This window comes from Sporosarcina sp. ACRSL (assembly GCF_022346605.1).
GTDB lineage: Bacteria > Bacillota > Bacilli > Bacillales_A > Planococcaceae > Sporosarcina.
The window spans coordinates 305,849-331,611 of record NZ_JAKRNT010000004.1; the positions used below are offsets into that span (position 1 = coordinate 305,849).

Annotated in this window: 23 protein-coding genes; 16 read left to right on the forward strand and 7 right to left on the reverse strand. The window is 42.7% G+C overall.

Translation table 11 applies throughout. The features are described 5' to 3' along the window. Positions 1-6: 6 nt before the first annotated feature. The 8 genes from cpaB (at position 7) to MHZ92_RS08425 (ending at position 8,004) form a co-directional block, all read left to right on the forward strand. On the forward strand, positions 7-579 hold the full coding sequence (gene cpaB, locus MHZ92_RS08390; RefSeq protein ID WP_239431219.1) for a Flp pilus assembly protein CpaB: 573 nt from the start codon (positions 7-9) through the stop codon (positions 577-579). Then, entirely contained in the window at positions 576-1,748 is a 1,173-nt protein-coding gene (locus MHZ92_RS08395; protein WP_304649572.1) for an AAA family ATPase, read from the forward strand. The genes cpaB and MHZ92_RS08395 overlap by 4 nt, the downstream gene beginning before the upstream one ends. After that, positions 1,748-3,070 (forward strand): CpaF family protein, encoded by a 1,323-nt coding sequence (locus tag MHZ92_RS08400; RefSeq protein WP_239431220.1) that lies wholly within the window; start codon positions 1,748-1,750, stop codon positions 3,068-3,070. The genes MHZ92_RS08395 and MHZ92_RS08400 overlap by 1 nt, the downstream gene beginning before the upstream one ends. Before the next feature lie 2 nt (positions 3,071-3,072). Further along, positions 3,073-4,038 (forward strand): type II secretion system F family protein, encoded by a 966-nt coding sequence (locus MHZ92_RS08405; RefSeq protein WP_239431221.1) that lies wholly within the window; start codon positions 3,073-3,075, stop codon positions 4,036-4,038. Between the two features lie 3 nt (positions 4,039-4,041). After that, entirely contained in the window at positions 4,042-4,965 is a 924-nt protein-coding gene (locus tag MHZ92_RS21585) for a type II secretion system F family protein (RefSeq protein WP_239431222.1), read from the forward strand. A 308-nt stretch (positions 4,966-5,273) separates the two neighbouring features. Continuing rightward, complete coding sequence (locus MHZ92_RS08415) at positions 5,274-6,311, forward strand: hypothetical protein (protein ID WP_239431223.1); 1,038 nt, start codon at positions 5,274-5,276, stop codon at positions 6,309-6,311. 91 nt (positions 6,312-6,402) lie between these two features. Then, positions 6,403-7,053, forward strand: coding sequence for a plasmid pRiA4b ORF-3 family protein (locus tag MHZ92_RS08420; protein WP_239431224.1), 651 nt, complete (start codon positions 6,403-6,405; stop codon positions 7,051-7,053). 195 nt (positions 7,054-7,248) lie between these two features. Further along, positions 7,249-8,004: an IclR family transcriptional regulator gene (locus MHZ92_RS08425; protein ID WP_239431225.1), complete on the forward strand. Its 756-nt coding sequence runs from the start codon at positions 7,249-7,251 to the stop codon at positions 8,002-8,004. A gap of 78 nt (positions 8,005-8,082) precedes the next feature. Here the strand turns inward: MHZ92_RS08425 and accC are convergent, their stop codons facing one another. Genes accC through pxpB form a run of 4 tightly spaced genes read right to left on the reverse strand, consistent with a single transcriptional unit; the run spans position 8,083 to position 11,627 of the window. Continuing rightward, positions 8,083-9,441, reverse strand: coding sequence for an acetyl-CoA carboxylase biotin carboxylase subunit (accC, locus tag MHZ92_RS08430; protein WP_239431226.1), 1,359 nt, complete (start codon positions 9,439-9,441; stop codon positions 8,083-8,085). Next, positions 9,434-9,913 carry an acetyl-CoA carboxylase biotin carboxyl carrier protein gene (locus tag MHZ92_RS08435; protein ID WP_239431227.1) on the reverse strand — a complete coding sequence of 160 codons (480 nt, stop codon included), beginning with the start codon at positions 9,911-9,913 and terminating at the stop codon, positions 9,434-9,436. Before MHZ92_RS08435 ends, accC begins: the two co-directional genes overlap by 8 nt. An 11-nt stretch (positions 9,914-9,924) precedes the next feature. Further along, positions 9,925-10,920, reverse strand: coding sequence for a biotin-dependent carboxyltransferase family protein (locus tag MHZ92_RS08440; protein WP_239431228.1), 996 nt, complete (start codon positions 10,918-10,920; stop codon positions 9,925-9,927). Beyond that, positions 10,917-11,627 (reverse strand): 5-oxoprolinase subunit PxpB, encoded by a 711-nt coding sequence (pxpB, locus tag MHZ92_RS08445; RefSeq protein ID WP_239431229.1) that lies wholly within the window; start codon positions 11,625-11,627, stop codon positions 10,917-10,919. Before pxpB ends, MHZ92_RS08440 begins: the two co-directional genes overlap by 4 nt. Before the next feature lie 191 nt (positions 11,628-11,818). On the opposite strand from pxpB, the gene MHZ92_RS08450 reads away from it, so the two are divergent. The 7 genes from MHZ92_RS08450 to MHZ92_RS21590 all read left to right on the forward strand — a co-directional run bounded on the left by MHZ92_RS08450 (position 11,819) and on the right by MHZ92_RS21590 (position 20,905). Beyond that, complete coding sequence (locus tag MHZ92_RS08450) at positions 11,819-12,556, forward strand: 5-oxoprolinase subunit PxpA (RefSeq protein ID WP_239431230.1); 738 nt, start codon at positions 11,819-11,821, stop codon at positions 12,554-12,556. Positions 12,557-12,575: 19 nt separating this feature from the next. Next, positions 12,576-13,556, forward strand: a complete 981-nt coding sequence (locus MHZ92_RS08455; RefSeq protein WP_239431231.1) for an ABC transporter ATP-binding protein — start codon at positions 12,576-12,578, stop codon at positions 13,554-13,556. Continuing rightward, complete coding sequence (locus MHZ92_RS08460; RefSeq protein ID WP_239431232.1) at positions 13,553-14,578, forward strand: ABC transporter ATP-binding protein; 1,026 nt, start codon at positions 13,553-13,555, stop codon at positions 14,576-14,578. The genes MHZ92_RS08455 and MHZ92_RS08460 overlap by 4 nt, the downstream gene beginning before the upstream one ends. Beyond that, positions 14,571-16,151, forward strand: a complete 1,581-nt coding sequence (locus tag MHZ92_RS08465) for an ABC transporter substrate-binding protein (protein ID WP_239431233.1) — start codon at positions 14,571-14,573, stop codon at positions 16,149-16,151. The genes MHZ92_RS08460 and MHZ92_RS08465 overlap by 8 nt, the downstream gene beginning before the upstream one ends. Positions 16,152-16,224: 73 nt before the next feature. Continuing rightward, positions 16,225-17,157, forward strand: a complete 933-nt coding sequence (nikB, locus tag MHZ92_RS08470) for a nickel ABC transporter permease (RefSeq protein WP_239431234.1) — start codon at positions 16,225-16,227, stop codon at positions 17,155-17,157. A 1-nt stretch (position 17,158) separates the two neighbouring features. Further along, positions 17,159-18,049 (forward strand): ABC transporter permease, encoded by an 891-nt coding sequence (locus tag MHZ92_RS08475; RefSeq protein WP_370644663.1) that lies wholly within the window; start codon positions 17,159-17,161, stop codon positions 18,047-18,049. A 9-nt stretch (positions 18,050-18,058) separates the two neighbouring features. Beyond that, positions 18,059-20,905 (forward strand): M14 family metallopeptidase, encoded by a 2,847-nt coding sequence (locus tag MHZ92_RS21590; protein ID WP_239431235.1) that lies wholly within the window; start codon positions 18,059-18,061, stop codon positions 20,903-20,905. 289 nt (positions 20,906-21,194) lie between these two features. On the opposite strand, the gene MHZ92_RS08485 is transcribed toward MHZ92_RS21590, so the two are convergent. Next, positions 21,195-21,740, reverse strand: coding sequence for a DoxX family protein (locus MHZ92_RS08485; RefSeq protein WP_239431236.1), 546 nt, complete (start codon positions 21,738-21,740; stop codon positions 21,195-21,197). A 306-nt stretch (positions 21,741-22,046) separates the two neighbouring features. Here MHZ92_RS08485 and MHZ92_RS08490 point away from each other — a divergent pair, with 306 nt between their 5' ends. After that, a complete protein-coding gene (locus MHZ92_RS08490) occupies positions 22,047-23,324 on the forward strand; it encodes an S-layer homology domain-containing protein (RefSeq protein WP_239431237.1) in 1,278 nt (425 codons plus the stop codon). Positions 23,325-23,424: 100 nt separating this feature from the next. On the opposite strand, the gene MHZ92_RS08495 is transcribed toward MHZ92_RS08490, so the two are convergent. Both MHZ92_RS08495 and MHZ92_RS08500 read right to left on the reverse strand, forming a co-directional pair. Beyond that, positions 23,425-23,976 carry a DoxX family protein gene (locus tag MHZ92_RS08495; RefSeq protein WP_239431238.1) on the reverse strand — a complete coding sequence of 184 codons (552 nt, stop codon included), beginning with the start codon at positions 23,974-23,976 and terminating at the stop codon, positions 23,425-23,427. A gap of 241 nt (positions 23,977-24,217) precedes the next feature. Continuing rightward, entirely contained in the window at positions 24,218-25,471 is a 1,254-nt protein-coding gene (locus MHZ92_RS08500; RefSeq protein WP_239431239.1) for an S-layer homology domain-containing protein, read from the reverse strand. Positions 25,472-25,763: the final 292 nt, after the last annotated feature.

The window sequence follows — 25,763 nt, forward strand, 5'->3', positions numbered from 1 at the left end:
GAATGGTTGAACCCGAAGAAAGTCTGGTTAGTGGCAATCATATTTGGATTCCTAGCTGCTGGTATGCTGTATGTCATTATTAAAAATTATGATGTCAGTAAAGAGAAAGCCCCAGTCGTTATTGAGGAGCCGGTCGTAGTGGAGCCTGAGGTACAGGAAGTTGAGGAGGAGCCGAAGAATGAGATGCTTCCGATACCGGAAGGCAAGCGGGCGATGACGATTGCAGTGACGGATGTGCAAGGAGTGGCGGGGTTTATTGAGCCTGGTGCACATGTAGATGTCGTCGCTATTCTTGCTGTGCCCGAAGAGCAGAAGGAGCTGCAGCATGATGCGGCAACACTTTTATTGCAAGACGTGAAGGTGTTGGCGATTGGTCACGCGGCGGATGATCCTGAAACGATGAAGCGTTATCAGATGGTGACAATTGAAGTAACGCCAGTCGAGGGGCTGACATTGAGCTTTGCGACAAAGTATGATCTTCATTTATTGTTGCGGGAAGAGGGGGATCATGCAATCGAGCCGGATCGAACGCATGTGCATGAAGATGATTTGCATGAAGGGGTGTTTAGACCAAGATGAGTACATTGATCTCCTTAACTGGAAATGGCGAATGGGCGTACAGGTTGGAAGAGATTGCAGCGGATAGTCATTTGGAGTTGGAATGGATTGAGAATGAAACGAAGCTATTTGAGCATTTGACAGCTGTCGCGGGCAATTGTGTTGTCCTGTTGCCGAATATCAATTTTGTAGATGTGTACAGCATATGTTCAAAAATTTCTCAGTCATTTAGTACAACGCCAATTTTGTTCGTATTTGAATCCAAAGATGGATTCGACATGAAGCGCGCCATGCGGGCAGGCGCAGATGACGTCATTTTCCTCGATAACCATTCGTCAAAAATACAGGAAGATCTTCGCCATGCGATGAATAAAAGGGACGCCCTGCAACAGAAACAGCCTGCTACTCAAAAAAATGCAAAGGTCATAACGGTTGCGAGCACTAAAGGCGGGGTCGGCAAAACGACCGTCGCAGTCAATTTGGCTGTCGCACTTGCTAAACAATCGAAACGGGTCGCCATCATTGACTTGGATTTACAGTTCGGAGATGTGTCCTTGTTTTTGGACGCGAGCCCAAGGCGGACAATCTATGATTGGGTAAAAGAGGATCAAGAGGGAAAACGGATCGAGGAATACTTAACACTTTCCAAACAGGGAATCTCAATATTAGCCGCCCCCCAGCGTCCAGAATTCGCTGAAGTCATTACGGGAAATGATGTGAGGCGTGCAATTGCTGCATTGAAGCCGCGGTTTGATATCATCTTGATCGATGTGTCGAGTCATATGGGTGAAATCGGCATTGTGGCACTCGAAAGTTCGGATGAAATTCTCGTCATGACATATATGGATCTCCCGACGTTGAAAAATACTAAATTACTTATAGAAACTTTGGTTTTATTGAAACTAGAAAATCGTGTAAGAGTGGTACTGAATCGTCAGTTCACGGTGAAAGGGCTGTCGATCAACACTGTTGAACAAGTTCTCGGATTGAAGCTGTTCGCAACATTGCCTGCGAAGGAAAAGTTGATGACGACTGCTGCGAATGCTGGTGTACCGATTCGTGTTTCCCAACCTCGCTCCCGCATCGCGAAGAATTTCACGAACATGGCCGACGTTTTTGTACGCACAGACGTGCGATCGTCCAAGAAGAATCCGGCTAACATTGTCACTCATGCAGGGGGGCATGCGTAATGTCATTGCTATCGCGGCTCGGTGGGAATCAACAGGAACCGGAAGCAAATCAGGCAAAGCGGCTACAACCGATTGAACCGACCAAGACGTCCAGCGATCTATGGATCCGGCTCCACAATCATCTTGTGGATGAACTGAAAAAACCGGTACATCAAGGTGTTGAGTTGGAACCGCTCATTGAAGAACTGGCCGATGAATTTATTCTCGAAGAAGCGAATCAACTCTCCTACGAGGAAAAGAAACAGCTAAAGCATGACATCACGTATGAATTGACGGGTTATGGCCCGATATCGCCTCTGCTCGCGGATCCATCTATCACTGAGGTAATGGTGAATGGACCGGATGCCGTCTATGTTGAAATTGGTGGCGTCATTGAGAAAGTGAATGTATCATTCCAAAATGACATGCATGTACTGCGTGTCATAGAGAAAATCGTTGCACCGCTCGGACGGCGGATCGATGAAAGTGTTCCGATGGTCGATGCCAGATTGCCCGACGGCTCGCGGGTGAACGCCATCATTCCGCCACTTGCCTTGAATGGTCCGACGCTCACGGTCCGGAAGTTTTCCAAGGAGCCCTTTACAATTAATGATCTACTGCGCATGAATACGTTAAGTGAAGATATGGCTAACTTCTTGAAGGCGGCAGTGGAATCAAAGCTTAATATTTTCATCAGCGGCGGAACGGGGTCAGGAAAGACAAGTACATTGAACGTCTTATCCTCCTTCATTTCCACCAAAGAGAGGATTGTGACGATTGAGGATGCAGCGGAGCTAAGACTTTCCCAGGAACATATCGTTTCTTTGGAATCCCGTCCGCGGAACATTGAAGGGCAAGGCGAAATCACGATTCGCGATTTAGTCCGAAACTCCTTACGGATGCGCCCGGACCGCATCATTATCGGTGAGGTGCGGGGCGCGGAAACATTGGATATGTTGCAGGCGATGAACACGGGGCATGAAGGCAGCTTGGGGACAGGGCATGCGAATTCGCCAAGGGATCTATTGGCAAGACTTGAAACGATGGTGCTCATGGCGGGGTTCGACTTGCCAGTACGTGCAATCCGTGAACAGATTTCTGGAGCTTTGGATTTAATTGTCCAACAGGATCGGCTGAAGGATGGTTCTCGGAAAATAACGAAAATTACAGAAGTGCTTGGAATGGAAGGCGAGAATATCGTACTACAGGATATTTTCGTCTATCAAACGAGTAAAGACGCATTTGGTAGAATCGTAGGAAAGTTTGCACCGACGGGCATCCGTCCTTACTGTTATGAAAAGATTGCTGTTTCCGGCAACCAGTACGAGTGGAAAGGAGTATAGGAATGACGAAGCTCCTAATCCTTTCCTTGGTCGTATTCATTGTCGGCACGTTGCTTTTCCGTCTAGTCATTCATCTTGTCATGGAAAAAAGGAAGTTTGAAAGAAGGCTGAGAACTTATATTGAGTGGGAGGATGTGAAGAGAGGGGAGGAGCGGAAAGGGCAGAAAGAGAAGAGTAGCAAATCTCCGATTAAGAAGCTTGCGAAAGCGATTGAAGCAGCTCTCAACTTGTCTAAGAACGAAAAGCTTCTCCTCCAGTCTGGAGTAAATCTTTCGCTCGGAGAGTTGTTTATCGGCCGTGTGATCATTGTCATACTCGTTCTTATGATTGGCAATTACTATGAGATGAATTTTTTGATTGTTGCAATTATGGGTGTTATTGGTTTTTATCTTCCCATTTTTTACGTTAAGAGAAGAAGGAAAAAACGCCTCGAATTGGCGTCCTACCAACTGGGAGAGGCTTTAGGAGTCATTGCAAACGCCATGCGTGCTGGCTTCAGTTTCATGCAAGCGATGAAAATGGTCGCAGATGAGATCGAGGAACCGCTCGGTCCGGAGTTCTTGAAAACCCTTCAGGAAATCAACTTAGGTTTATCATATGAAGACGCTTTTCAAAATCTGCTGGATAGGCTTCCAGAAAAAGAGCTCGAGATCGTCTTGAATACGTTGATTGTGCAGCGAAAAACGGGTGGAAACATGGCGTATTTATTGGAGACGATGCAGAACATTATCTTCGACCGTGCACGTGTCAAAGGGGAAGTTAAGACATTGACTGCACAAGGAAAAATGTCTTCTGTCATCATAACAATTTTGCCACTTGCACTTGCTCTTTATATCAGGTTAGTGAATCCGGAGTACTTCCAGAAGCTGTTTTCCCATCCGGTCGGTTGGGTGATGGTCATTTATGGATCGTTCAGCATCATCTTTGGTTGGTTGTGGATTAAAAAAATTGTCAATATCGAGGTGTAGCAAGTGGCTTCCGTGTTATTCATCGTATTCGGGTCGTTGTTTTGCACGCTCATCATCGGAGCGATCCTCCTTCAACTGTTTAAGCAGGAAATTGTGATCTACAGGAGAGTTGTCGACTATTTCGACATGGATGAAGTTGTGAATAAGGACGAGGGAGCTGAACGTAGAAAGGCTAAAAGTTGGGGTGCTTTGGAGAGTATTAATCGCGGACTGAAGATTGTGATCGAGAGGCGCACCAAGCCCGCGAAAAAGAAGGCACTTGAAGAGCGGCTACGTGAAGCCGGGTATCCTTTGGGGTTGACGCCAATCGATTTTCGGCTACTTCAATTTCTCGTCGGGGCGACCGTCTTTCTTGTCCATATCCTTGTGTTTATGCCTTTTCTTACTTTATTCCCCCTATTATTCTTTTCTACATCCATGGCTGTTCTCTACATGTATAACATGTCCTTTTATATAAGTAGGTTGATTACGAAGCGAAGGCTAGCCATCCAGAAGATGATGCCGGATTTCTTCGACACGGTCAATCTGTCAATCGAGGCAGGAATGGGGCTCGATGCGTCGCTCATGAAAGTGTGCAAGCAAATGAAAGGCCCTTTATCCGATGAATTCCTCCAAACGCTCCGAGATATGGAGCTCGGCAAATCGAGAAGAGAGGCCTTCGCCGATTTACGGAGCCGTGTACCTGTCCATCAATTCCAAAGCATCATTACATCCCTCATTCAAGCGGACATATTGGGCGTCGGCATGGCGAAGGCGTTGCGCTCATTAACGCAACGAATCCGCGAACAACGAACACAATTGGCCCGGGAACTAGCTATGAAAGCCCCTGTCAAAATGATCTTCCCCATGATGTTCTTCATCTTCCCAGCGATGTTCATCGTCATGTTAGGGCCGTTGGTCATTTATTTGTTGGAGTTTGTTTTCTGAATCTTTCGGGTGCAGAATCTATTGGGTGCCTGTGCAGCAAACTATTCAGTTTATTCACTGCAGTTGTATATTGCAAGGATGTGAAGTCAGTCATTTAGGCAAATGGCTGGCTTTTTGCTGTGTTTTTATGAACGGAAGTGAATTGTCATAAATGCCTCTTGCACAGGCACCGGTTTGAGTCTATGGTCCTTCTCTCGTTGTTTATGTCGAAAGAATTGTTTTGCCCGTTCTCCCAAGTTAGCTGAAACTGTATTGCGTTCTTCCCGTAGAATAAAGAGGATCTTTAAGAGAGAAGGAGTTTATTAAAAATGAGACAGCCATTAAAAATACTAATTACAGCTTTGTTCATAGCCCTCTTATTAGTCGGCTGCACGAAAGAGACGGATCAGGGGGAGGCCGAGGCGGCGAAAACACCTGATGAGGACGTCGTGACTTCCGAGGAGGAAAATGCAGAGGAAAGTGTGGAGGGGGAGACGGATGAGGAAGAAGAAATTGAAATCATCAAACCTGCTGAGCATTTAGGAGGAATGGACATTGAGTTTTCCGGCACCGCGTCTATTGAAGGTGGGGAAATAAAAGTGGAAGGGCAGACGAATCTGCTTGAAGGGACAAAGTTATACATAGACATGAATTGGGTGGAAGGTGTGCTGATTGGCGGCAACCGGACGGCGATTGTTGAACGGGACGGGAGTTTTACGTACGAAACGAAGCTGCCTGACAAGGTGGATGGGTTGATTACGATGGAAGTGAAATTTGAGCCGGCGAGCCAGAATAAAGAGATCAAAGAGCATTACGGGGAATCCGGCGAGAATCTGGAAGGGCCTTTTATTCGCCAGTATGATTATAAGATGAAGGAAATTGTGTACCATAAAGCATCCGCGATTGTTGTACTGCCTCGAGAGGAAGGTTTGGTCGAGGTTGAAATTACTCCGCCCAATTGGAATAAGCCAGATGATTATGGATCCACAACGATTCGGATCGAGCCGACAAAAGTTGTGAAAGATGAGCAATATATTTACGTAGATGGTGAAAGTAATCTATTGGAAGGAACTAATTTGCGAGGCCGTGCCATTCTGCCGGGCTATATTACATCAGGTTTTATTGGTCATACGAATGTTAATCCTGATGGATCGTTCAGCATCATTTTTGAAAATCCGGAGACCGATTCACGTATTAAAAATCTAGACGAGTACGAGATCACGATCGAAACGAATATGAGCAACACGCTCTTCGCTACAGCAGTTGAAAAGTATGGTGAGGATGGCGAGAAAATGACCGGCGACCTTGTTGAGGAAGAAGGCAACGGGAAGAAAGCTATCGTGCGGATCCAGGAGAGGAAGGAATAAACGCACTGCTCCGGATATTCGTACAATGCTGGCTATTTTCGAAGTTGAGAACTAGTATTGATACTAAAGGCTGTTAAGTGGAGGTGTTTCCATGAAAGCATATATTGTCAAACTGACATTTGAAGAGATCGATCCGCCAATTTGGAGAAGGGTTATTATGCCTGCGGGGGCAACGTTTAATCGCCTACATGAAATGATTCAAAAAGTCACCAACTTTCAAAGCAAGTGGATTGATGAGCCGTACCATTACTTCAATGTAGAGGTAGATGGGCTTTTCATTACAAATAATCCTTTGATGCATGAAGAGTATCAGAAAGGGTTTAATGGATTGACGTTGAAACAACCTTCCCATCTGAAGATCGATAAGTATTTGGAATCGAATGGTCAATTGTTATATCGCTATGATTCGGGAGACGATTGGCGCATCATTGTGGATCTTGAGGAGATTGTAGAAGACTACTATTTCGGATTCCCGACCGTTCTTGCAGGGGAGGGTACAGCACCTCCTGAAGATGTTGGGGGTCCGCCCGGATACGCTCATTTTTTGACTGTTTACCACGACCCGGCTCATCCGGATTATTCGTCGATTCGTGCGTGGGCAGAAGCACAAGAATATAAGCCTTTTAATATGGACGACATTAATAAACGTTTAAAAAATAGTCAATACCAGAAAACCGAGTGGGATCGAATTGACCATGAGAACTATTATGTGAAATCCGATAAATATCGTGGTCCGAAATAACGTCAAAAGGAAAAGTCAGCCGGAGAATGGCTGACTTTTTCTTGAGTAATCATCACTCGCTGGGTGTTTATCATCACTCGTTTATTTTTCAGTTATCAATGAATCTTCTAATAATGTATAATGTCTGTATGATATACATATGTGAAATTAGAATCAGTAGAATTACACCTATTAGTAGAAAAAAGGAGCAGCTCAATGTCGATTATGAATAAGACAGTCATCCGTACTATGGAACTATTATATCTATTTACAGATCACCCGGAGTTGACGTTCCAAGAAATCGTTGAACTATCGGGGATGCCGAAAAGCTCTGTATATCGGATGTTACTATCCTTAGAGGAAATGAAGTTTTTGGAGAAGAAGGAAGATACAAAGTATCGGCTCGGTACAATATTTTTAACGTTTGGTCACCTTGTCTCCAGCCGGATGAATATAAGGCAAATTGCTGAGCCAATCATGCGTCGGTTGCATAGTGAAGTACATCAAGCAGTCAATTTAACGATATTGGAAGGGGACGAAGCGATTTATATCGAAAAGATTGATGAGCTTCAAAAGGTTAAACTGTATACTTCCGTTGGCAGAAGGAGTCCATTATATGGAGGTGCCTGTGCCAGAGCGGTTTTGTCTTTTCAATCAGATGAATTTATCGAAGAATATCTAGAACGTGTTGAATTTATAGCTTACTCGAACAACACGATTACAGACCGGAAACAATTGCTTGCGTCTATTGAAGATGCACGAAAAATAGGATATACGTTCAGTAAATCCGAGTTGGAGAATCACACGGCTTCAATTGCAGCACCTATTTATAATAGTGAAGGAAAGGCGATCGGTTCTTTAAGTGTGGCGGGCATCGAAATTGAGTTTTCGGATAGCGCGGTTGAGCATTTAAGTGAAAAGGTTAAAGCGGCTGCGAAAAAGATTTCGGAAGGAATTGGATATGAAAAGTAACAATAGTAAGGTCTCATAAATTTATATTTTTTAATTAAAAAAGTACTTGGGCCTAATCGCTCAAGTACTTTTTCAATTTTATCTGCTATTAAATCCATCCATAATCTTTTCATATAAATTAGATCTAAAATTACCTTCTTGAAACTCCTCAAACTGAAGGGCGTACAGTAGGAAGTCCTTTGTTGTAGGTACCCCCTCTACTCTCAGTTCCTTCAATGCCCGAATCATTTTGTGAATAGCATCGGTCCGATCTGAACCGTGAACGATCACTTTGGCAATCATTGAGTCGTAATAGGGCGGTATTGTATAGCCTGTATATATGGCGCTGTCCGTTCTGACATGCGGCCCGGCTGGTAAATGTGCAAAGGAAATAGGACCAGGGTTTGGCATGAAATTATGAAGAGGATCTTCCGCGTTAATGCGGCATTCGATTGACCAACCTGTCCAGTTTATATCTTCTTGTTTATAAGGAAGTGGTTCGCCGTTCGCAATACGAAACTGCAATTCAACTAAATCGACTCCCGTTACTTCTTCTGTTATGGTGTGTTCCACTTGGAGTCTTGTATTCATTTCCATGAAATAAAACTGACGCTCAATCGAATCATAAATAAACTCAACTGTTCCGACTCCAACATAGTTAACGGCTTTTGCTGCACGAACCGCGGCTTCTCCTAATTGCAATCTTAACTCTTCGTCAATGACGGGGGAGGGGGCTTCTTCAATAAGCTTTTGCATCCTCCTTTGAGTCGTGCAGTCCCGTTCTCCTAAGTGAATCGTATTTCCAAACTGGTCGGCAGCGATTTGTACTTCGATATGTCGAAAATGTTCGATGTATTTCTCGATGTAAACGCCACCGTTATTAAAAACGGAAGAGGCTTCATGTTTTGCAGATTGGAATTGATCGATCAGTTGATCTTCTCCATAAACAAGGCGAATGCCTTTTCCGCCGCCTCCGGCTGTCGCCTTTATAATGAGTGGATAGCCGATTCGGTCGGCGATTGCTATCGCTTCATCCACAGTATTCGTTAAGCCTTCCGAACCTTGAACGACAGGAACGTTAGATTGTTTCATTATTAGTTTCGCTTCATCTTTCACACCCATCGATCGAATGGCAGCTGAAGAAGGGCCGATGAATATTATGCCGACTTGCTCGCACATCTCGGCAAAGTGATCATTTTCAGATAGAAATCCATAACCGGGATGGATAGCATCACATTTTGTTACTAAAGAGAGGTGAATGAGTAGATCCTGACGTAAATAGCTGTCTTGTGAAGCGGCAGGTCCTAAGCAATACGCTTCATCGCTTAATTGGACATGCAGTGCATCCCGGTCAGCTTCAGAGTATACAGCGACGGTTTTAATGCCCAAGTCCCGACAGGTCCGTATAATACGTACGGCGATTTCTCCTCGGTTGGCAATTAACACTTTTTTAATCATCGGTACCACTTTCCTTTATTCGAACGACAACATCCCCATATTGGACTAGGTCCCCATGTCCAAATAAAATGTCCGTAATTTCCCCATTTACCGTTGCATGAACTTCGTTCAACAGTTTCATGGCTTCAATTGAAAATAAAACATCACCTTTTTTAACTTTTTGACCTACATGGATCATCGGTTTTTCTTCATTATTGCTATGTAAATGGAGTGTACCTAGAAAAGGAGCTTTACACTCAATCGTTGCATCCTCTTTATTTGTCTCAACTGCAGGTTGAGCATCCTCGGATTTTAATGGGATGGTTGAAGTGAAGGTCTCCTCATTTGGCAGGGGGGCGTTTAAATATGTACCACTGTCTTTATTGAACTGAATGGTAAAGCCTTCTTTCTCTAATGTACCGGAACGTAAAGAACTATTATCAATGACTTTCAATAACTTTTGAAGTAACTGTATTTCCTCTTCGGTAAACATGGAATTCCTCCTCAAATATGTTTCAACCTATACGCAACAGCTTGCTTTATTTGTTGAAACACTTTGTGTTGTTGTAATAGTGCTTGTTCTGCCTGTTCCACTTCAATATAGCGGAATTGAATTTGGTCGGTCGGTTTCATTTGGGCAAGTACCGAAAAATCAGCTGACATTACTTGGCCGATTTTAGGATATCCGCCGGTTGTTTGTCGGTCTGCCAATAGAATCATCGGCTTGCCACTTGGCGGAACCTGTAACGTGCCAAAAGCGACCGCCTCTGATAATAACTCTTTCTGATTTGTTAGTTGTAATTGCTTGTCGCTTTCCAGATGACATCCCATCCGGTCAGAACGATTCGAAACTGTAAAAGTCGCTGTTTCGAAATAGGCAATGCTCTCTTTATCAAATAGATCATGTTGCCCAGTTGGAATGACATGAATAGTATTCTTCTTCTTGAAGCGGCAAAAGTCCTCGAAATTGACCGACCATTCCAAGTGCTGTTTTCGCTTGCTCAGCCCCTCGAACAATTTTCGTTGCATTTCATTCATTGGCTGAAGCTTAATGGCATCACCTTTTTGCAACGATCTCCCATTAAAGCCACCGAATTTTCCTTTTTCGTATGTGCTTTTACTGTTTAACACAAGCGGGATGTCGAAACCACCTGCGCAAACGATATAACTCCTCAAGCCTGATTTGGGACCTTGAAATTGCAATCGATCTCCCGCTTTTACAATAAAAGGACGCCATAATGGTGCAGGTTTGTCATTGAGTAGTGGAGATGCATCTGCACCTGTGATCGCTACCAACCGGTCGGACTCGAATTGTATCGTTGTCAATCCAAAAGTGATTTCAATTCCAGCATCGTTTAGCTCGTTCCCAACTAATAAATTGCCTATTTTTAAAGCGTTGTTGTCCATTGCCCCGCTCACAACCATCCCGTATTGTTGAAAGCCCCAACGCCCAGTGTCTTGGACTGAGGAATGGACTCCGCTATTGAGGATTGTAATCATCGATTTTCCCCCTCCAGTTCGACAAATTCCTCCATTGTAATCGGATGGAATTTTAATTTATCCCCAGCTGTCAATAAAGAGGGAGGATGCTTTGTTGGTTGAAAAAATGAAGTCGGAGTTCTCCCGATGATTTGCCAACCACCAGGTGTTTCAATCGGATAGACACCTGTTTGAACACCGGCAATGCCCACTGAGCCAGCAGGAATCGCCGCAGCCGGTGTTGATTTTCTTGGTGTAGCAATTGTAGGATCCATCCCGCCTAAGAAAGGAAAACCGGGAGCAAATCCTAGCATATGTACCGTGTATATTTTTTCACTATGAATTTGTATCACTTCTTTCACGGACAGTTTGTGGAAGTCGGCAACGTATTTTAAATCAGGTCCAAATTGGTCGCCATAACAGACTGGAATGGAAATGATATCACGTGCAATCGGATTAGCTAGATCAATCATTTTGAGCCTTTGCTCAATCTCTTTTATGAAATGTTGCTGCATATTTTCTGTGTGATATTGCTCTGCAATTTTAATGGGATCGTAAAAAATAGTTAGATTGTTGTATCCCGGAATTGCTTCCACATAGCCGATTGGAAGTATACTCTCAAGATCCGAAATGATGGCTTGACTATAATACAAATAATCTTCTTGGATATCATCGCCAAAAGAAATATAAATCGCGTGATCGTGAAAAGGTTTTATCGAATATTTCAATTCATACCCTCCTTTTAGTTTCATAATTCGGGAATTGAGTTTTATTAAATGGTACTAATATTATGAAATATTTAGTAAAGAAACGCAAGTCAATTAAAAAAATATTTGAAATCAAGGAATAGTGTGATAGAATATTTTTTATAACTTGAAACAGTGGTTTTGAATTTCGGGAATGGCATGGAGGTGTTTATTTGGGAGCAGTTGATATTAATTGTGACTTTGGCGAGGACTATGGAATTTACAAAATAAAAGATTACTCAGAACTATTGCAGTATGTAGATAGCGTGAACATTGCATGTGGTTTTCATGCTAGCGATCCTGGCAATATGCGGAAAGCAGTAGAAGCTGCCATTCAGTATGGCGTAAATATCGGGGCTCATCCGGGATATCCGGATATTATAGGTTTTGGCCGCAGAGAGATGAATTTATCTAAAGACGAAATTTATGATATTGTTCTTTATCAAATTGGCGCTTTAGATGCTTTTTTAAAGAAGTTTGGAAAACGGTTACATCATGTAAAACCTCATGGCGCTTTATATAATCGGGCGGCTATTTGCGAAGAAACTTCTGAGGCAATTGCAGATGCTGTACATGATTATTCGAAGGAGCTAATTTTATATGCTCTCGCCGACAGTGTGACTGTTGAAGTTGCTCAAAAGAAAGGTCTAACAGTCTGGGCCGAGGCGTTTATAGACCGAACATATGAAGAGGATGGCCAGCTGACTCCGAGAAAAATAGTGAACAGCGTGATAAGCGAACCCCATCATGCGACGAAACAATTTCAACAAATGGTGAATGAATCAAAAGTAACGACGAGACAACAATCTACATATTTGATAAAGGCAGATACATTTTGTATTCACGGTGATAATGAAGCGTCAGTTGAAATTCTAAAATCGATTCGACAGACAATGAAAAGCGGGGTTTAACTAAAAAGGAAGTGATAGCATGTCTGAGCAGGCGATATTGCAAGTAGATGAGTTGAAAGTTGGCGTCATCGACGGCAAGAAGAAGACACCTATTGTAAATGGAGTATCTTTCGATTTAAAGGAAGGAGAAACACTAGGCATTGTCGGGGAGTCTGGATGTGGAAAAAGTATGACATCCCTTTCGCTTATGGGACTCCTACCAAAAGGAATCGATTATTTAGATGGCCATATTCACTTAGGTGAACTGAACCTCGAGAGTTTCTCGAAAAGGAACTGGCGGGATATACGCGGAAAAAAGATGTCGATGATCTTTCAAGAGCCGATGAGTTCCTTAAATCCAGTTTATCCAATTCGAAAACAAGTTCGGGAAATGATTCTAAGCCATGAAAAAGTAAGCCAAAAAGAAGCGGATGCACGGACGTTGGAAATGCTAAAGCTTGTTGGTATTCCGCGACCGGATGAAGTGATGGATAACTATCCTCACCAGTTATCCGGAGGAATGAGGCAACGCGTCATGATTGCGTTGGCTTTAGTGAATGACCCCCAAATATTAATCGCTGATGAACCGACGACAGCGTTAGATGTAACGATCCAAGCCCAAATATTGGAGCTTATGCAATCGCTGCAAAAAAGGTTGCAAATGTCGATTATCTTAATCACTCACGATTTGGGAGTCGTTGCTGAAATTTGTGATCGCGTCGTCGTGATGTATGCTGGGGAAATTATTGAAGAAGCTACGACCAAAATGTTGTTTGATGAACCTCTTCATCCTTATACAAAAGGGCTTCTATCTTCCTTGCCTTCCATTCATGAGGAAAAAGAGTACTTATCAAGCATTCCTGGAACCGTTCCTCCTCCGGGAAGTATTGTGCAAGGATGCCGATTCAAAGAACGTTGTCCGTTTGCGCATGACCGATGTTCGAAAGATCCGGAAATGTTCGCTCACTTAAACGGAAGTAAAGTCAGGTGCTGGCTGTACGGAGAGGAGGAAACAAGTTGACGACTCCCTTATTAGAAGTAAAACAATTAAAAAAGTACTTTCCGCAACTCGGAGGAGTTACCGGAAGAAAAGTTTTAAGTGAAGTAAAAGCTGTAGACGGTGTTTCATTCACGGTGAATCGGGGAGAGACCCTTGGCATTGTTGGAGAATCTGGTTGTGGCAAAAGTACAATGGGGCGGACAATTCTCAAGTTGTTAGAACCGACTTCAGGTGAAATCTTTTTTGATGGAAATGACATTACGAATCTTTCACCGAAAGAGATGATCAAATACCGAAAAGATATGCAAATTATTTTTCAGGATCCATTTGCATCACTTAATCCTAGAATGAAAGTATTTCAAATCATTGAAGAACCACTAATCAACTTTGGTGTGAAAGATAAAGAATCACGAAAACGAAGAGTGATTGAAGTTGCGGAACAGGTTGGTTTAACACAAGCCCAGCTGAATAGATTGCCACATGAATTCTCTGGAGGACAAAGACAGAGAATCGGAATTGCTAGAGCATTAATTTCAAAGCCTAAGTTCATCATTGCCGACGAACCTGTATCTGCACTAGACGTATCAATCCAATCACAAGTTTTGAACTTAATGCGAGATTTACAGAAAGAATATGACTTGACGTATTTATTCATTTCCCATGACCTAAGTGTGATCAAACATTTTTGTGACCGAATTGGAGTGATGTACCTAGGGAAGATGGTTGAGCTGACAGATAAGAACAGCCTTTATACCAATCCGCTCCATCCATACGCGCAATCTCTTTTGTCAAGCTTGCCGAAATCTCATCCGGATGAGAAAAAAGAACGGATTGTACTGACAGGAGATGTTCCGAGCCCTTCCAATCCGCCGACTGGCTGTACGTTCCATCCTAGATGTTTTTCCTGTATGGAAGTTTGCAAAAATGTAGAACCAGCTTTCATAGAGGTCGAAAAGGATCATTTTACTTCGTGTCATTTGTACCCGAATTCAGCTGAACTACAAAATAAAAGCATAGAGAAGGAGAGTGTTGTACATGTATAAGAAAAAGATATCGTTCATGCTGCTCTTAGCACTTATGGTCATTTTGGCTGCTTGCTCTGGAGGCGGAAGTTCAAACTCTAGCGGCGGAGCATCGGAAGCAGATCCGAGTAAAAATCCGGCGGCAGATAGAGGGAATAACATTGTCGTGGCAGTTCCGTCCGACCCGCAAAGCTGGGATCCGATTGATACGTTCCTATTAGATTGGAGCTCTGTGGCATCCTCTGTTTTTGAAGGATTGGTTGACCGAAATTTGGATTTGGAGTTGCAACCTGGCCTAGCCGAATCTTGGGAGTTTATCGATGATGTGACAGTAAAATTTAAATTGCGGGAAGGCGTTACGTTTCATAACGGGGAACCTTTTAATGCGGAAGCTGTTAAATTCACATTTGACCGACTCTTAGGAGATGAGGGTGCAAAAGGGCCGCAGCAATCAAACTATACATCGATTGATTCAGTTGAAATTGTGAATGATTATGAAGTCATCTTCCATTTGAATACGCCTGATCCAGTGCTGCTTACAAAATTATCCGGTTACGGAGCGGTTATTGTTCCGCCAAAATACGTTCAAGAAAACACGGATGAATTTTTTAATGATAACCCTGTAGGAACAGGACCTTTTAAAATGGTGGAATATAAGCGTGACCAATATGTGAAGTTAGAGAAAAACGAAAACTATTGGAAGGAAGGACTGCCGAAATTAGATGGCGTAACTTTCCGTTTCATTCCTGAAGCCTCCACTCGCTTAGCGGAACTTCAAACTGGAAAAATCGACATTATGAAACGAGTTGAAATTTCACAGGCGCAAACGGTAAAAGATGCACCGTATATTGAACTAAAAGAAGTAGGAACTCCTACAGTATTCTCACTTCGTTTCGATCCGGGACAAGGCATTGTTGACGATAAATTGGTGAGACAAGCATTGAACTATGCGGTTGATAAAGAAGCGATTATTGACGAGATATTAGATGGTTATGGTAATCCGATCAGTACGTATCAGAGTGACCTTTCATTCGGATACAATCCTGATTTAGAACCATATCCGTATGACCCGGAAAAGGCAAAGGAATTGCTTGCAGAAGCAGGGGTACCTCAAGGGACAGAACTTGACCTTTTCATCCCTGGTAATGATGGAAACTTTAAAGAAATAGCACAAATTATCGCCTATTATTTCGAAGAAGTAGGCATAAAGTTAAACATTAATAATGCCGATCCGACTACGTTGACTTCAGAATTGATCCCGGGCGGAAAAGCTGGGCATCTGTATCGTCAAGGCTGGGGCGGATGGACATTGGATTTCGATAATACCGCTTATTTAATGTACGCAGAGGGTCAGCATTGGAATCCGTCATTCAGCGATCCGAAAGTTGAAGAGTTGTTGAAAGCAGAACGTTCGACTGTTGATCAAAATGAGAGAGAAGAGATTTTCATGGAACTGACAGAAGTCTTATATGACCTTGCTCCTGAAATCAATCTTTACCAAGAAGTGGCTCTCTATGGTGCTAACGAAAGACTGGAAAACTTCCAGCCTCCACATGATGATCGCTTCCGTTTAGAAGAAGTATCTGTGAAGTAATATGGAAAAAGAGATAGTGTGCAAAAATCATGCTATCTCTTTCTTTTATATGATTAATAAAGGGGGATCTCCAATGTTTGCATACATACTACGCAGATTGCTTCATATGATATTCGTCATCTTTTTCATCTCATTGTTGGTCTTTTTCTCGATTCGCTTAACTGGAGATCCTGCGGCAGTCATGTTTGGCGCGGGTGAACCTACTGCTGAGGCGATTGAAGCGTTAAATGAAAGACTAGGTTTGAATGAACCTTTATACGTTCAATATGGGTTGTTTTTAAAAGGGATGCTGATGTTTGATTTTGGCGAGTCGTTTCGAAGCGGTGCATCTGTAGCTACTATGATTTTTGAAAGAGCTGGTGCGACGTTGGCTTTAGCTCTAGGCGGATTAGTAGTGGCAATGTTAATTGCTTTTCCAGTCGGTATATTATCCGCAGTCTATCGTGGAAAGTTCATTGACTTTTTTGGTCGAATCTTTTCTTTGATCGGGATATCATTTCCGAACTTCTGGCTTGGCATCATGTTAATCCTTATATTCTCCGTGACACTAGGATGGCTGCCTGCATCGGGGTATGACGGGTTCTCTTCCCTCATATTGCCATCTGTCACATTAGGATTAATCTTGTCCGGAATATTGGCCAGGCTTATCCGTTCATCAATGTTGGAAGTATTGAATCAGCAATACATATCAACAGCTCGCTCAAAAGGTATTAAAGAATGGAAAGTTGTGATTAAACACGCTTTCCGAAATGCGTTGCTTCCGACCGTTACTTTTTTAGGTTTGCAATTAGGGGCCTTATTAGGCGGTACGGTAATTATTGAACAAGTTTTTGCTTGGCCTGGAATTGGAAGGTTGATTGTTGACGCGATCAATCAGCGGGATTATCCCGTCATTCAAGGCGGGGTCATTTTCTTGGCAATGATTATGGTGCTAGTCAATTTACTTGTAGACATAAGCTATTCATTTATCGACCCGAGAATTAAAGCAGGAAAGGCAGGGGGGTAATATGGCACAAGTGCAAGTGATGGAGAAGAAAAAATCCACCTTTCAGCGCTCTTGGAATTTCATTAAGAAAAATCCTACGGGAGTTTTAGGGATGATTTTAACGGCAGCAAGTATTCTAGCAGCCATATTCGCTTCTGTTATAAGTCCGTATGATTATGCCAAAGCCAACTTGAAGGACCGTTTACTCCCACCGTCCTGGGCTGATCCGCTTGGAGAATCTGTATACCTTTTAGGGGCCGATCAAGTCGGTCGGGACTTACTCAGTAGAATCATACATGGCGCGCAAATTTCACTGATGGTAGGTTTTATGGGTGTGTTGATTGCGCTAGTCATCGGTGTTTTCTTTGGTTTGATATCAGGTTATTTTGGAAAATGGCTTGACGATTTCATCATGCGGGCGGCAGATATTCAATTGGCATTCCCGTTTATATTGCTAGCGATTATCGTTATGAGTGTTCTTGGAACGGGTATGTGGAAGATCATCATCATATTAGGGATAACGTATTGGGTAGGCTTTGCCCGTCTGATCCGTGGACAAGTCATTTCATTAAAAGAACAAGAGTATATACAGGCGGCGAAAGCAATTGGCGGCAGTAATTTCACGATAATTTGGAAGCATATTTTGCCGAATGTCATGTCCTCGATTTTAGTGTTGGGGACGATGTATATTGCTGAATTTATTCTTTTGGAAGCATCCCTCACGTTTTTAGGATTGGGCGTAGATCCGACAATTCCTTCGTGGGGTGGCATGTTGGCGGATAGCCGCAACTATACAACGACAGCTTGGTGGACTGCAGTTTTCCCTGGAATCGCAATTATGTTAACAGTGTTAGGTTTCAACTTATTAGGAGACTGGTTGAGAGACCGTTTTGATCCAAATCTGAAAATGTAGGTGATCATTGTGAATGAACTCATACAAAAGATATGGTCCACAGATGGAGTTTTAGTGGATAAGAATGAAGATGGAGTAATTGACGGGATCTCTCTTCATATAGACTTTCCGGACGACTATTTTCCTCCTGCATTATTTGATTTTTTTGCAAGGATAGGGTACGAGACGACAGCGCTTTCTTTCAATTTCTTTGAACAGGCAAATCAGCGATTTAGTCTCAGCTGGGTAAAAAGTGATTGCACACGAATTGAAATGGAAGAATCCCGGATTACAATTCATTACACGACAGAAGATGAGTTAAATACTGTATTATCAACGATTGCTAGCGAAGGACTAGCTTACCGAGAAGATACTGTCGTTCCTGAAATTGAAAATTTGGAAGACATTTGGACATTCGCCGGCTTCGGCGATAGTTTTGAAGCGTCACCGTACCGTGAGTTAAGTATAGGTTTGCATATGGAAGATCGTATCTCGGTGGAGCTCGGGAAAGCTTTTTGCGAATTTATTGCCCGGGCATCCTTACTGTCTACTCAATTCGTCTTGCCATGGCGGGATCGACAGCTTGCGAAAGTAAAAATTACGGTCGATGAGCAAAGCGACCTGTCTCTTCAACTTGTCGAGAAAAATCATATTTCATTTCAAGGAACGAATCGTGAAATACCTAATATTGTTCAGACAGTCAGCCGAGCAAAACATTGGAGTGAAGGCGGAAACTTTGGCTATTGGGAAAAGGAATTAAAGCGACTTGATTTTACAGATGATTTGATGCTTGAATTTGATTGGCAGGACCGAAGTGAAAAAGAGAAAATAGAGGAAGTATTAAATCAGTATAAAAATCAAATTGCAGATGCGAAAATCTATATTTCGAAAGACCCGGAAAGGCGAAATGAACTGAAAGAACAGTGGAAACAAACTTACGATATCAATCAGGTAGAAGTATATTCGTCGTTTAAAACGGCGTATCACTGGATTGAAGAAGTGGTAGTTCCGCAATTTCGTGGCGAGACATTCGATAAAATCATCATTTCAGTTGTAGAGGACAACCTGCCGAAAGGGTTAGAATTAAACATTCGGTGGATTCAGGAAGTGTATCCCGTTGATTTATTGCTGGAGAGAGAATGGGGTATTCAGCATGAAAAGGTGATTTTTGAATGTCAGCCTAGCCAAGAATCCACATACATTGTATATGGGGAAAAGAGCGGAGTTCGTTCTGAGATGGGAAGGTTGAATGTACCGGTAAAACGGATGGATTACGTGAATGGGAAAAACTATGCCTATCCATCGACAAGTGCGGTAGCAATTTTGTTGAAAAATGGAGAACGGGTTGTCGAATTGATAGATAGTTCGAGGGCATCGTTTTATGAATTTTATTTAAAGGAAGTATTGCCGGCCGTCAAAGAAAAGGTGAAGAATTATGAACCGGGCCAGGGGCATGTCGTACCGTTTTTTGACCGGATTGAAATTGATGTATGGATGAATGAGAGTGAGCGGAAATTAGGCTTCGATGAGGAAAGAATTTCTTCATTGGAAGCATTGCATGAAGATCTCTATTTTAATACACTTGATTACTTTGCGCATTGGGGAGAGGAAGTGGAAGGAAAGCCATTTTACGCTCCAGGCGGCGTGTATCCGTTTATGCACTTGACGATTGAAGACGAACCGAGAGCAAAAGTGAAAGTGTTCCGATATGCAAACGATCAGGTGCCTAAAGTACGAACGGAAAAACTCCATTTCAATTCATCTTACGAAATGGATAGAGTATCTGCTGTCAGAAATGGAGTTCCGGTACAATGCCTTGTCAAGTCTTATGAAATTAAGAAAGAACATGCACATCATAAGGTTGAGGAATTCCTCCAAAGAAGCCCGTATCCAGTTGTCGTGCCTGATGAATCGTTCCGTCATGCGCAAATTCCGGTTGTCGAGTGTTATTTGCCTACGGAAGAAGAGTATGTTTCTGGGTTGAAGATGACGCTGGCTAAACCGACGATTATTATCGAAGCGGGCCATCATTCAAATGAGGTTTCAAGCACATATGCAGTCCTTCAGTTAATCGATAATTTCATAGTTGAACAATTAAAAAAGGTAAATATCATTGTGATTCCAATGGCAAATGTAGATGGCTATCAATTGTTGAAACGTCTCATGAGTGAACATCCGGAATGGAAACATCATGCAGCTCGTTTTAACGCCGTCGGATTAGAGTATAACTATGTTAGATTCAGTGAATCGGTCTTCGGGGAAGGCAATATTATGCCGGAGCTATTACGGAAATGGGCGCCTGACGTCATTATCGACGATCATGGCATCCCGTCACATGAATGGGTACAGCCGTTTGCAGGATATAATAGTCCACCGCGTTTTCCGGTATCGTACTTTTTGCCAAGTGCAAAAATGTATGGGATTGCCCGAGTTCCGACGAATGTAGATGGCCGACTGCTTGTAGATAACTTTAATGCAGTGGTCGATGTCGTCAGCGCTGAAATTGGAAAGACCTCCATTTCGAAAATGAATAATTATTGGCGTGAACGATTTAAAAAGTATGGGAATGACTGGCTGCCAGAAGTGTTCTTACTTGAGGAAGCCGAGCATTTAAACTTTTACTTCGATAAAGTCGAGGCGAGTCCAAAAAGCTTTCAAAGTATTGGACGATATCCGGATTGGATAGCTGCGGATATCATTACGGAAGCCGCAGATGAAATCGTCTATGATGAAGTGCTTGAAACATGCGTTGAAGCGCAAATGGTATTTAACTCAGCCGTCATTACACAATTAGCCCAGTCCGAAATTGTATACACAGACGGTATGCAGAAATTTCGGGAACGACCTATCCGGTTGACGAACTACCTATCCGGTTGACGAACTACCTGACTTAAAAAGAGTCGTAAATTACAAAGCTGGTTTCTACATAATTTAGTAAGAGCCGTGCGTTATAGCCTGTTTGGAAAGACTTTGAAAGTGATTGTTAATAGTAGATTTACGTTAATAAGGGCTGTCCGGAAAAGTGGTTAAAACCGACTTTCCGTGACAGCCCTGTTGAGGTTGCTGAGTGCTTATACATCCTTAGCAAGTGATCATAAATTTCTGTGTGTAATCTTAGTACTTTGACAGAGTGATCATAAATCTCTCCGAACGCTCAATAATTCCGTTACACCGCCCTTTTCCGATTCCACGGCGTTCCTAGTTTCGGCAACGCCCATCGATCTAAACCGTACCAGCCAGCTACTTTCCATGCGAGGACGAGCCAGGTTGCTAAGATGAAGAGCAATGGATTTGCGCCTAATGCCCCTGCGAATAAGAAGGTGGCATTCATTAAGCCCCCGAAGAAGGCGGCGATTCCGGTGAGTAGGCCAACGATGAGGCCAAGACCGACTAAAAATTCACCGTATGCAACCATGTAGCTGAATAGTGTTGCGTTCGGCAGTATGGTATTTTCTAAGAAAGAGGCATACCATCCGGCAACATCTCCGCCTTCGTTTGCTTTCGCTAATACCCCATTGATGAATCCTTGAAGAGCGATTCCGGCGTTTTCGCCAGTCCAAGCATCGTTCGTTAGTTTTCCCCATCCTGCTTTTAACCATGTGTATCCAACATACAGCCGAATGATGAGCCAGATAAATGCCGAGCGCGTGTCGCTAAATAAAAACCGTGATACTAGGTTTTCCGGCACGACAATTGTATTGTTATTTGCCAATGAATAACCTCCTTTTGTTTCAGCGTATTGCGGGGAAGATTTTTTATACACTTCACTTATAAGGTTGTTTTTATTAACAAATGAATTTGTAAAGTTATCTATTGAATGTGCAGGGTTATCCATCAAATCCAAGAAGTTATCTATTGAATCTAGTGAGTTATCTATCGAATAAAAGAAGTTATCACCAAAAAGGGACCATACGCCTACTAGAGTCGAAATTTTGTGGCGACTCTAGTTGACTCATATGGTATAGTCAGTAATAAGGTCGTATGGTAAATATTTCATTTCAGAAGAAGGTGAATGGAGATGAAGAGGTTCGTTGCTGTTACGGTTTTCGTGTTATTACTGAGTGGAATCCTTGCGAATAATCCAGTGGAAGCTCGGACGTATACGTATAATGATGTGAAGCCTTCTAGTTCGCATTATGAGGCGATCAATTATTTGTTTGAAGAAGGGTTCATTGGCGGGTATCGCGTCGATCAGAATGTGCTAGCGTTTAAGCCGAATTCGCCAATCAAGCGGTCGGAAGTGGCGGCGATTTTCGCGAGTGTTTTGGGCCTTCCGATGCCGGAAAATCATGAAACTATTATAAAACCATATCGAGATTTGAATGTGAATCATCCACTTATTCTTTCGATCGCGGCGAATATTGAAAGTGGGATTTTTAAAGGTGAGGATCACTATTTTAAAGATGGTGTGTTGAACCGCGAGCAGATGGCGACCGTATTGGTGCGTGCTCTTGAGTTGAAATCAAATGGTAAGAGTTCACATGCTGTTAATTTATCGAATGTTTCGGAAAGCCATAAGGATGCAGTCCGGCTTATTGCAGACCTGCAAATTACGACGGAGCTACGTGATTTCCGTCCGAAAGAGAATGTGACACGGGCGCAGTTTATTACTTTTCTGTATCGCGCAATGGAGAGAAAAGGGTTGCAAACGTTCAATCCGAATACGAATAAGGACAGCATGTATTCACAAATGGTAGATTATAGCTACCGCTCTTCTTACTCTGATTCTGCCTACATATTTGCTGACGCGCCGGTCTCTTTTCATCTGCAGATGAACATTTCGAAAGAGAAGTTCAAGAAAGGGGCGGAGTATGCGGTTGCCTATCCGAACTCCTTTATTCTCTTGGACAATGAAAATGAATTTATTCACCTTCCGAATAAAAAAGAAATCATTGCAAAGAAACGGACAAACATTCCGATTTACTCACGGAACTTGCTAACTGCAGCTTACAAGAAACCGTCTGACGTTCCGCTTCCGAAAGGGAAAACGTATGCACAGTTGAAACAAGATCAAGAGGCCAAGCAACTGATGATTCGTGAGAAAAACAATTTAAAACATCATACACACTTTAATTTATTCACAGGGAACTTTGAAGACTCGATTAGGTGGCGTGCCGATAATATTGGGCTTGCCAAAGACAAGCGAAGACCGATTGACCCTGCGGAGCTCGTCCGCTTGATGAATTGGACGATTGAAACCGGAGACGTCTATGACGGCGAATACTTCTCGATGTATTATGATTTTACGGCTGGCGACATTCATATCGTCTTGCGTGAAGTGTTTTTTAATAGATGAGAACAAGTTGAAACGGCATCTTAAAACGGGTGCCTGTGAGATGAAAATATGGGAAGCCGATCAGTGTTTGATTGGCTTCCTTTTGTGTGCGTTTCACCAATTATACAGTCTTTTTCCGATTCCATGGTGTTCCTAATTTAGGGAGCGCCCAACGATCGAGACCGTACCAGCCAGCTACTTTCCAGGCAAGGACAAGCCAGGTTGCTAAAATGAACATCAATGGATTTGAGCTGAGAGCCCCTGCAAATAAGAAACTGACATTCATTAAGCCTCCGAAGAAGACGGCAATTCCGGTTAGTAGTCCGAAAATGAGGCCAAGACCAACTAATAGTTCACCATACGCAACGAAGAAACTGAACAGCTCTGCATTTGGCAGCACGGTGTTCTCTAGGAATGAAGCATACCATCCCGAAACGTCTCCGCCTTCTTGTGCTTTCGCCAACGCGCCTTTAATGAAACCTTGTAGTGCAGTCCCAGCATGTTCGCCTGTCCAAGCATCACTAGTTACTTTCCCCCAACCCGCTTTCAACCATGCATAGCCAACGTACAACCGAATGACCAACCAAATGAAAGCCGAGCGTGTGTCGCTAAATAAAAACCGTGATACCGGGTTTTCCGGCACGACGATGGATCCGTTATTGTTATTAATCATAAGAATTACCTCCTTTTTTTTCATCGTAATACAGAGAAGGTGATTTGTATACTATGTTCAATGCTTTGTCAATTTTGAACAAGAAATTTGTGTATATATGATTACAATTTAGTGAGAGAAAGATGAAGGAAGTTGTTGTGCCTCTTAGATAAAAAAACGGGAAGCCTATCAATTCACTAGTGATTGGCTTCCCTACATGTTTATATGAACACTTTCACAGACAGTAGTGGAGTGTTCGACTTTATTTCTTGTTCGAGCCCTTCTGATCGAGCTTGTACATAACGGCCGCCATTTGAGCTCTCGTTATCGGATCATTGATTCCAAAACGTCCATCTCCATAGCCTGCCATAATACCTTCTTGCTTTATTGTTTCAATAGCAACATAAGCCCAATGGTCTTTCCGTACGTCGGTAAACGAGTTTGACGCATTATTCACCGGTTGCGTATAAAAACCGGCATTATAAAATATTTGCGCCATATGTGCTCTCGTTAAATATGAATGGGGCGAGAATCGTTCACTACCAGTTCCATTCATTAACTTGTGTTGGGCAACTAACGTGATGACGTCGTGTCCCCAAAACGTTCTAGGTACGTCATTAAAATAGATCGGTTCGGTTGTTGCGCTCAATCCTAAAAAATTGCTAATGATTTTCGCTGCATGCGCTCTCGTTAAGGAAGCATTCGGTTTGAAGGTTCCGTCAGGATATCCGTTAATCCAGCCGTTTTCCGCTAAGAACTCAATTTCTTCTTGAGCCCAATGTCCTTGTATGTCTTTGAATATCGAATTCTGGTCATATTTATACAAGTCCCATTCGGTCATTACTTTGCCGACGAGGTTTCGATAATAGTCACCGCCCAAATGGTTGTATCCGGCATTTGCGATTTCATATATGTATTGTTTTGAAGCTTGTTCATAGCTCCAACCTTTTTGTAGATTGTTTTCATAGTTTATTTTTGCGAAGCCGTATCTTTTATTGAGGAGAAACGTTCCGGCCAAATAATCGACCGCCTCTTTGTAGTCGTCGAACATGCGGTACCAATTATCAACTCTTTTGGACTCGTCAAAGATTAATCGATCAACGCCATAATTAGCCAAAACAGGGACGGTTCCATTGTTTTCATCAGGTTGGCCTTTCAGCTGCCACTTTTCGCTTGGGTTCGTCACCCACACTTTTATCCCGAATATGTTATTTGCGTTTGTTGCAATTCTCGTAGTTCCATATCCACTTTCGATAATCGCCATTCCGATAATCGCACTAGCCGGAATGCCCCATTTCGCATTTGCCTCTTTTGCATAAACTGAAATTTCCTCAACGAAACTTCTTTTCAAATCCATAGAGGGCTGGAATGTCGGTAAATAAGCGTTACTGTTTCTTCCTGCTTCAGCGTCTTCAAAAGGTAAAACGTTTTTCGCACTGGCACTTACCATCTTCGTGTTTAACGACAAGAGCGAGAAGACAACGAGTAATAGTGTGATTCTTCTTGTTAGTGGCATGACGTTTCTCCTTTACTAGTAATCTCAGAATTAGTTAACACAAAAACTATCTAAAATATATTAATTCCGTAGAATACTATTATAAAGGATACTTTTTTCGTTTTAGGCGAGAAATCTGATTTTGTTCTTGGTAAGTTACACCACTACAGGATGTAAATTCTTTAGGGTGCCCACTAGCGTTGCATACATCCCATAAACAGTATTAACTTATATATTTTTACAGTTTAATTACTTATGAAAATTTTAAAAAGGAACAGGGCTGTAAAGACGATTCAGTTCCCTTTTTTTTACA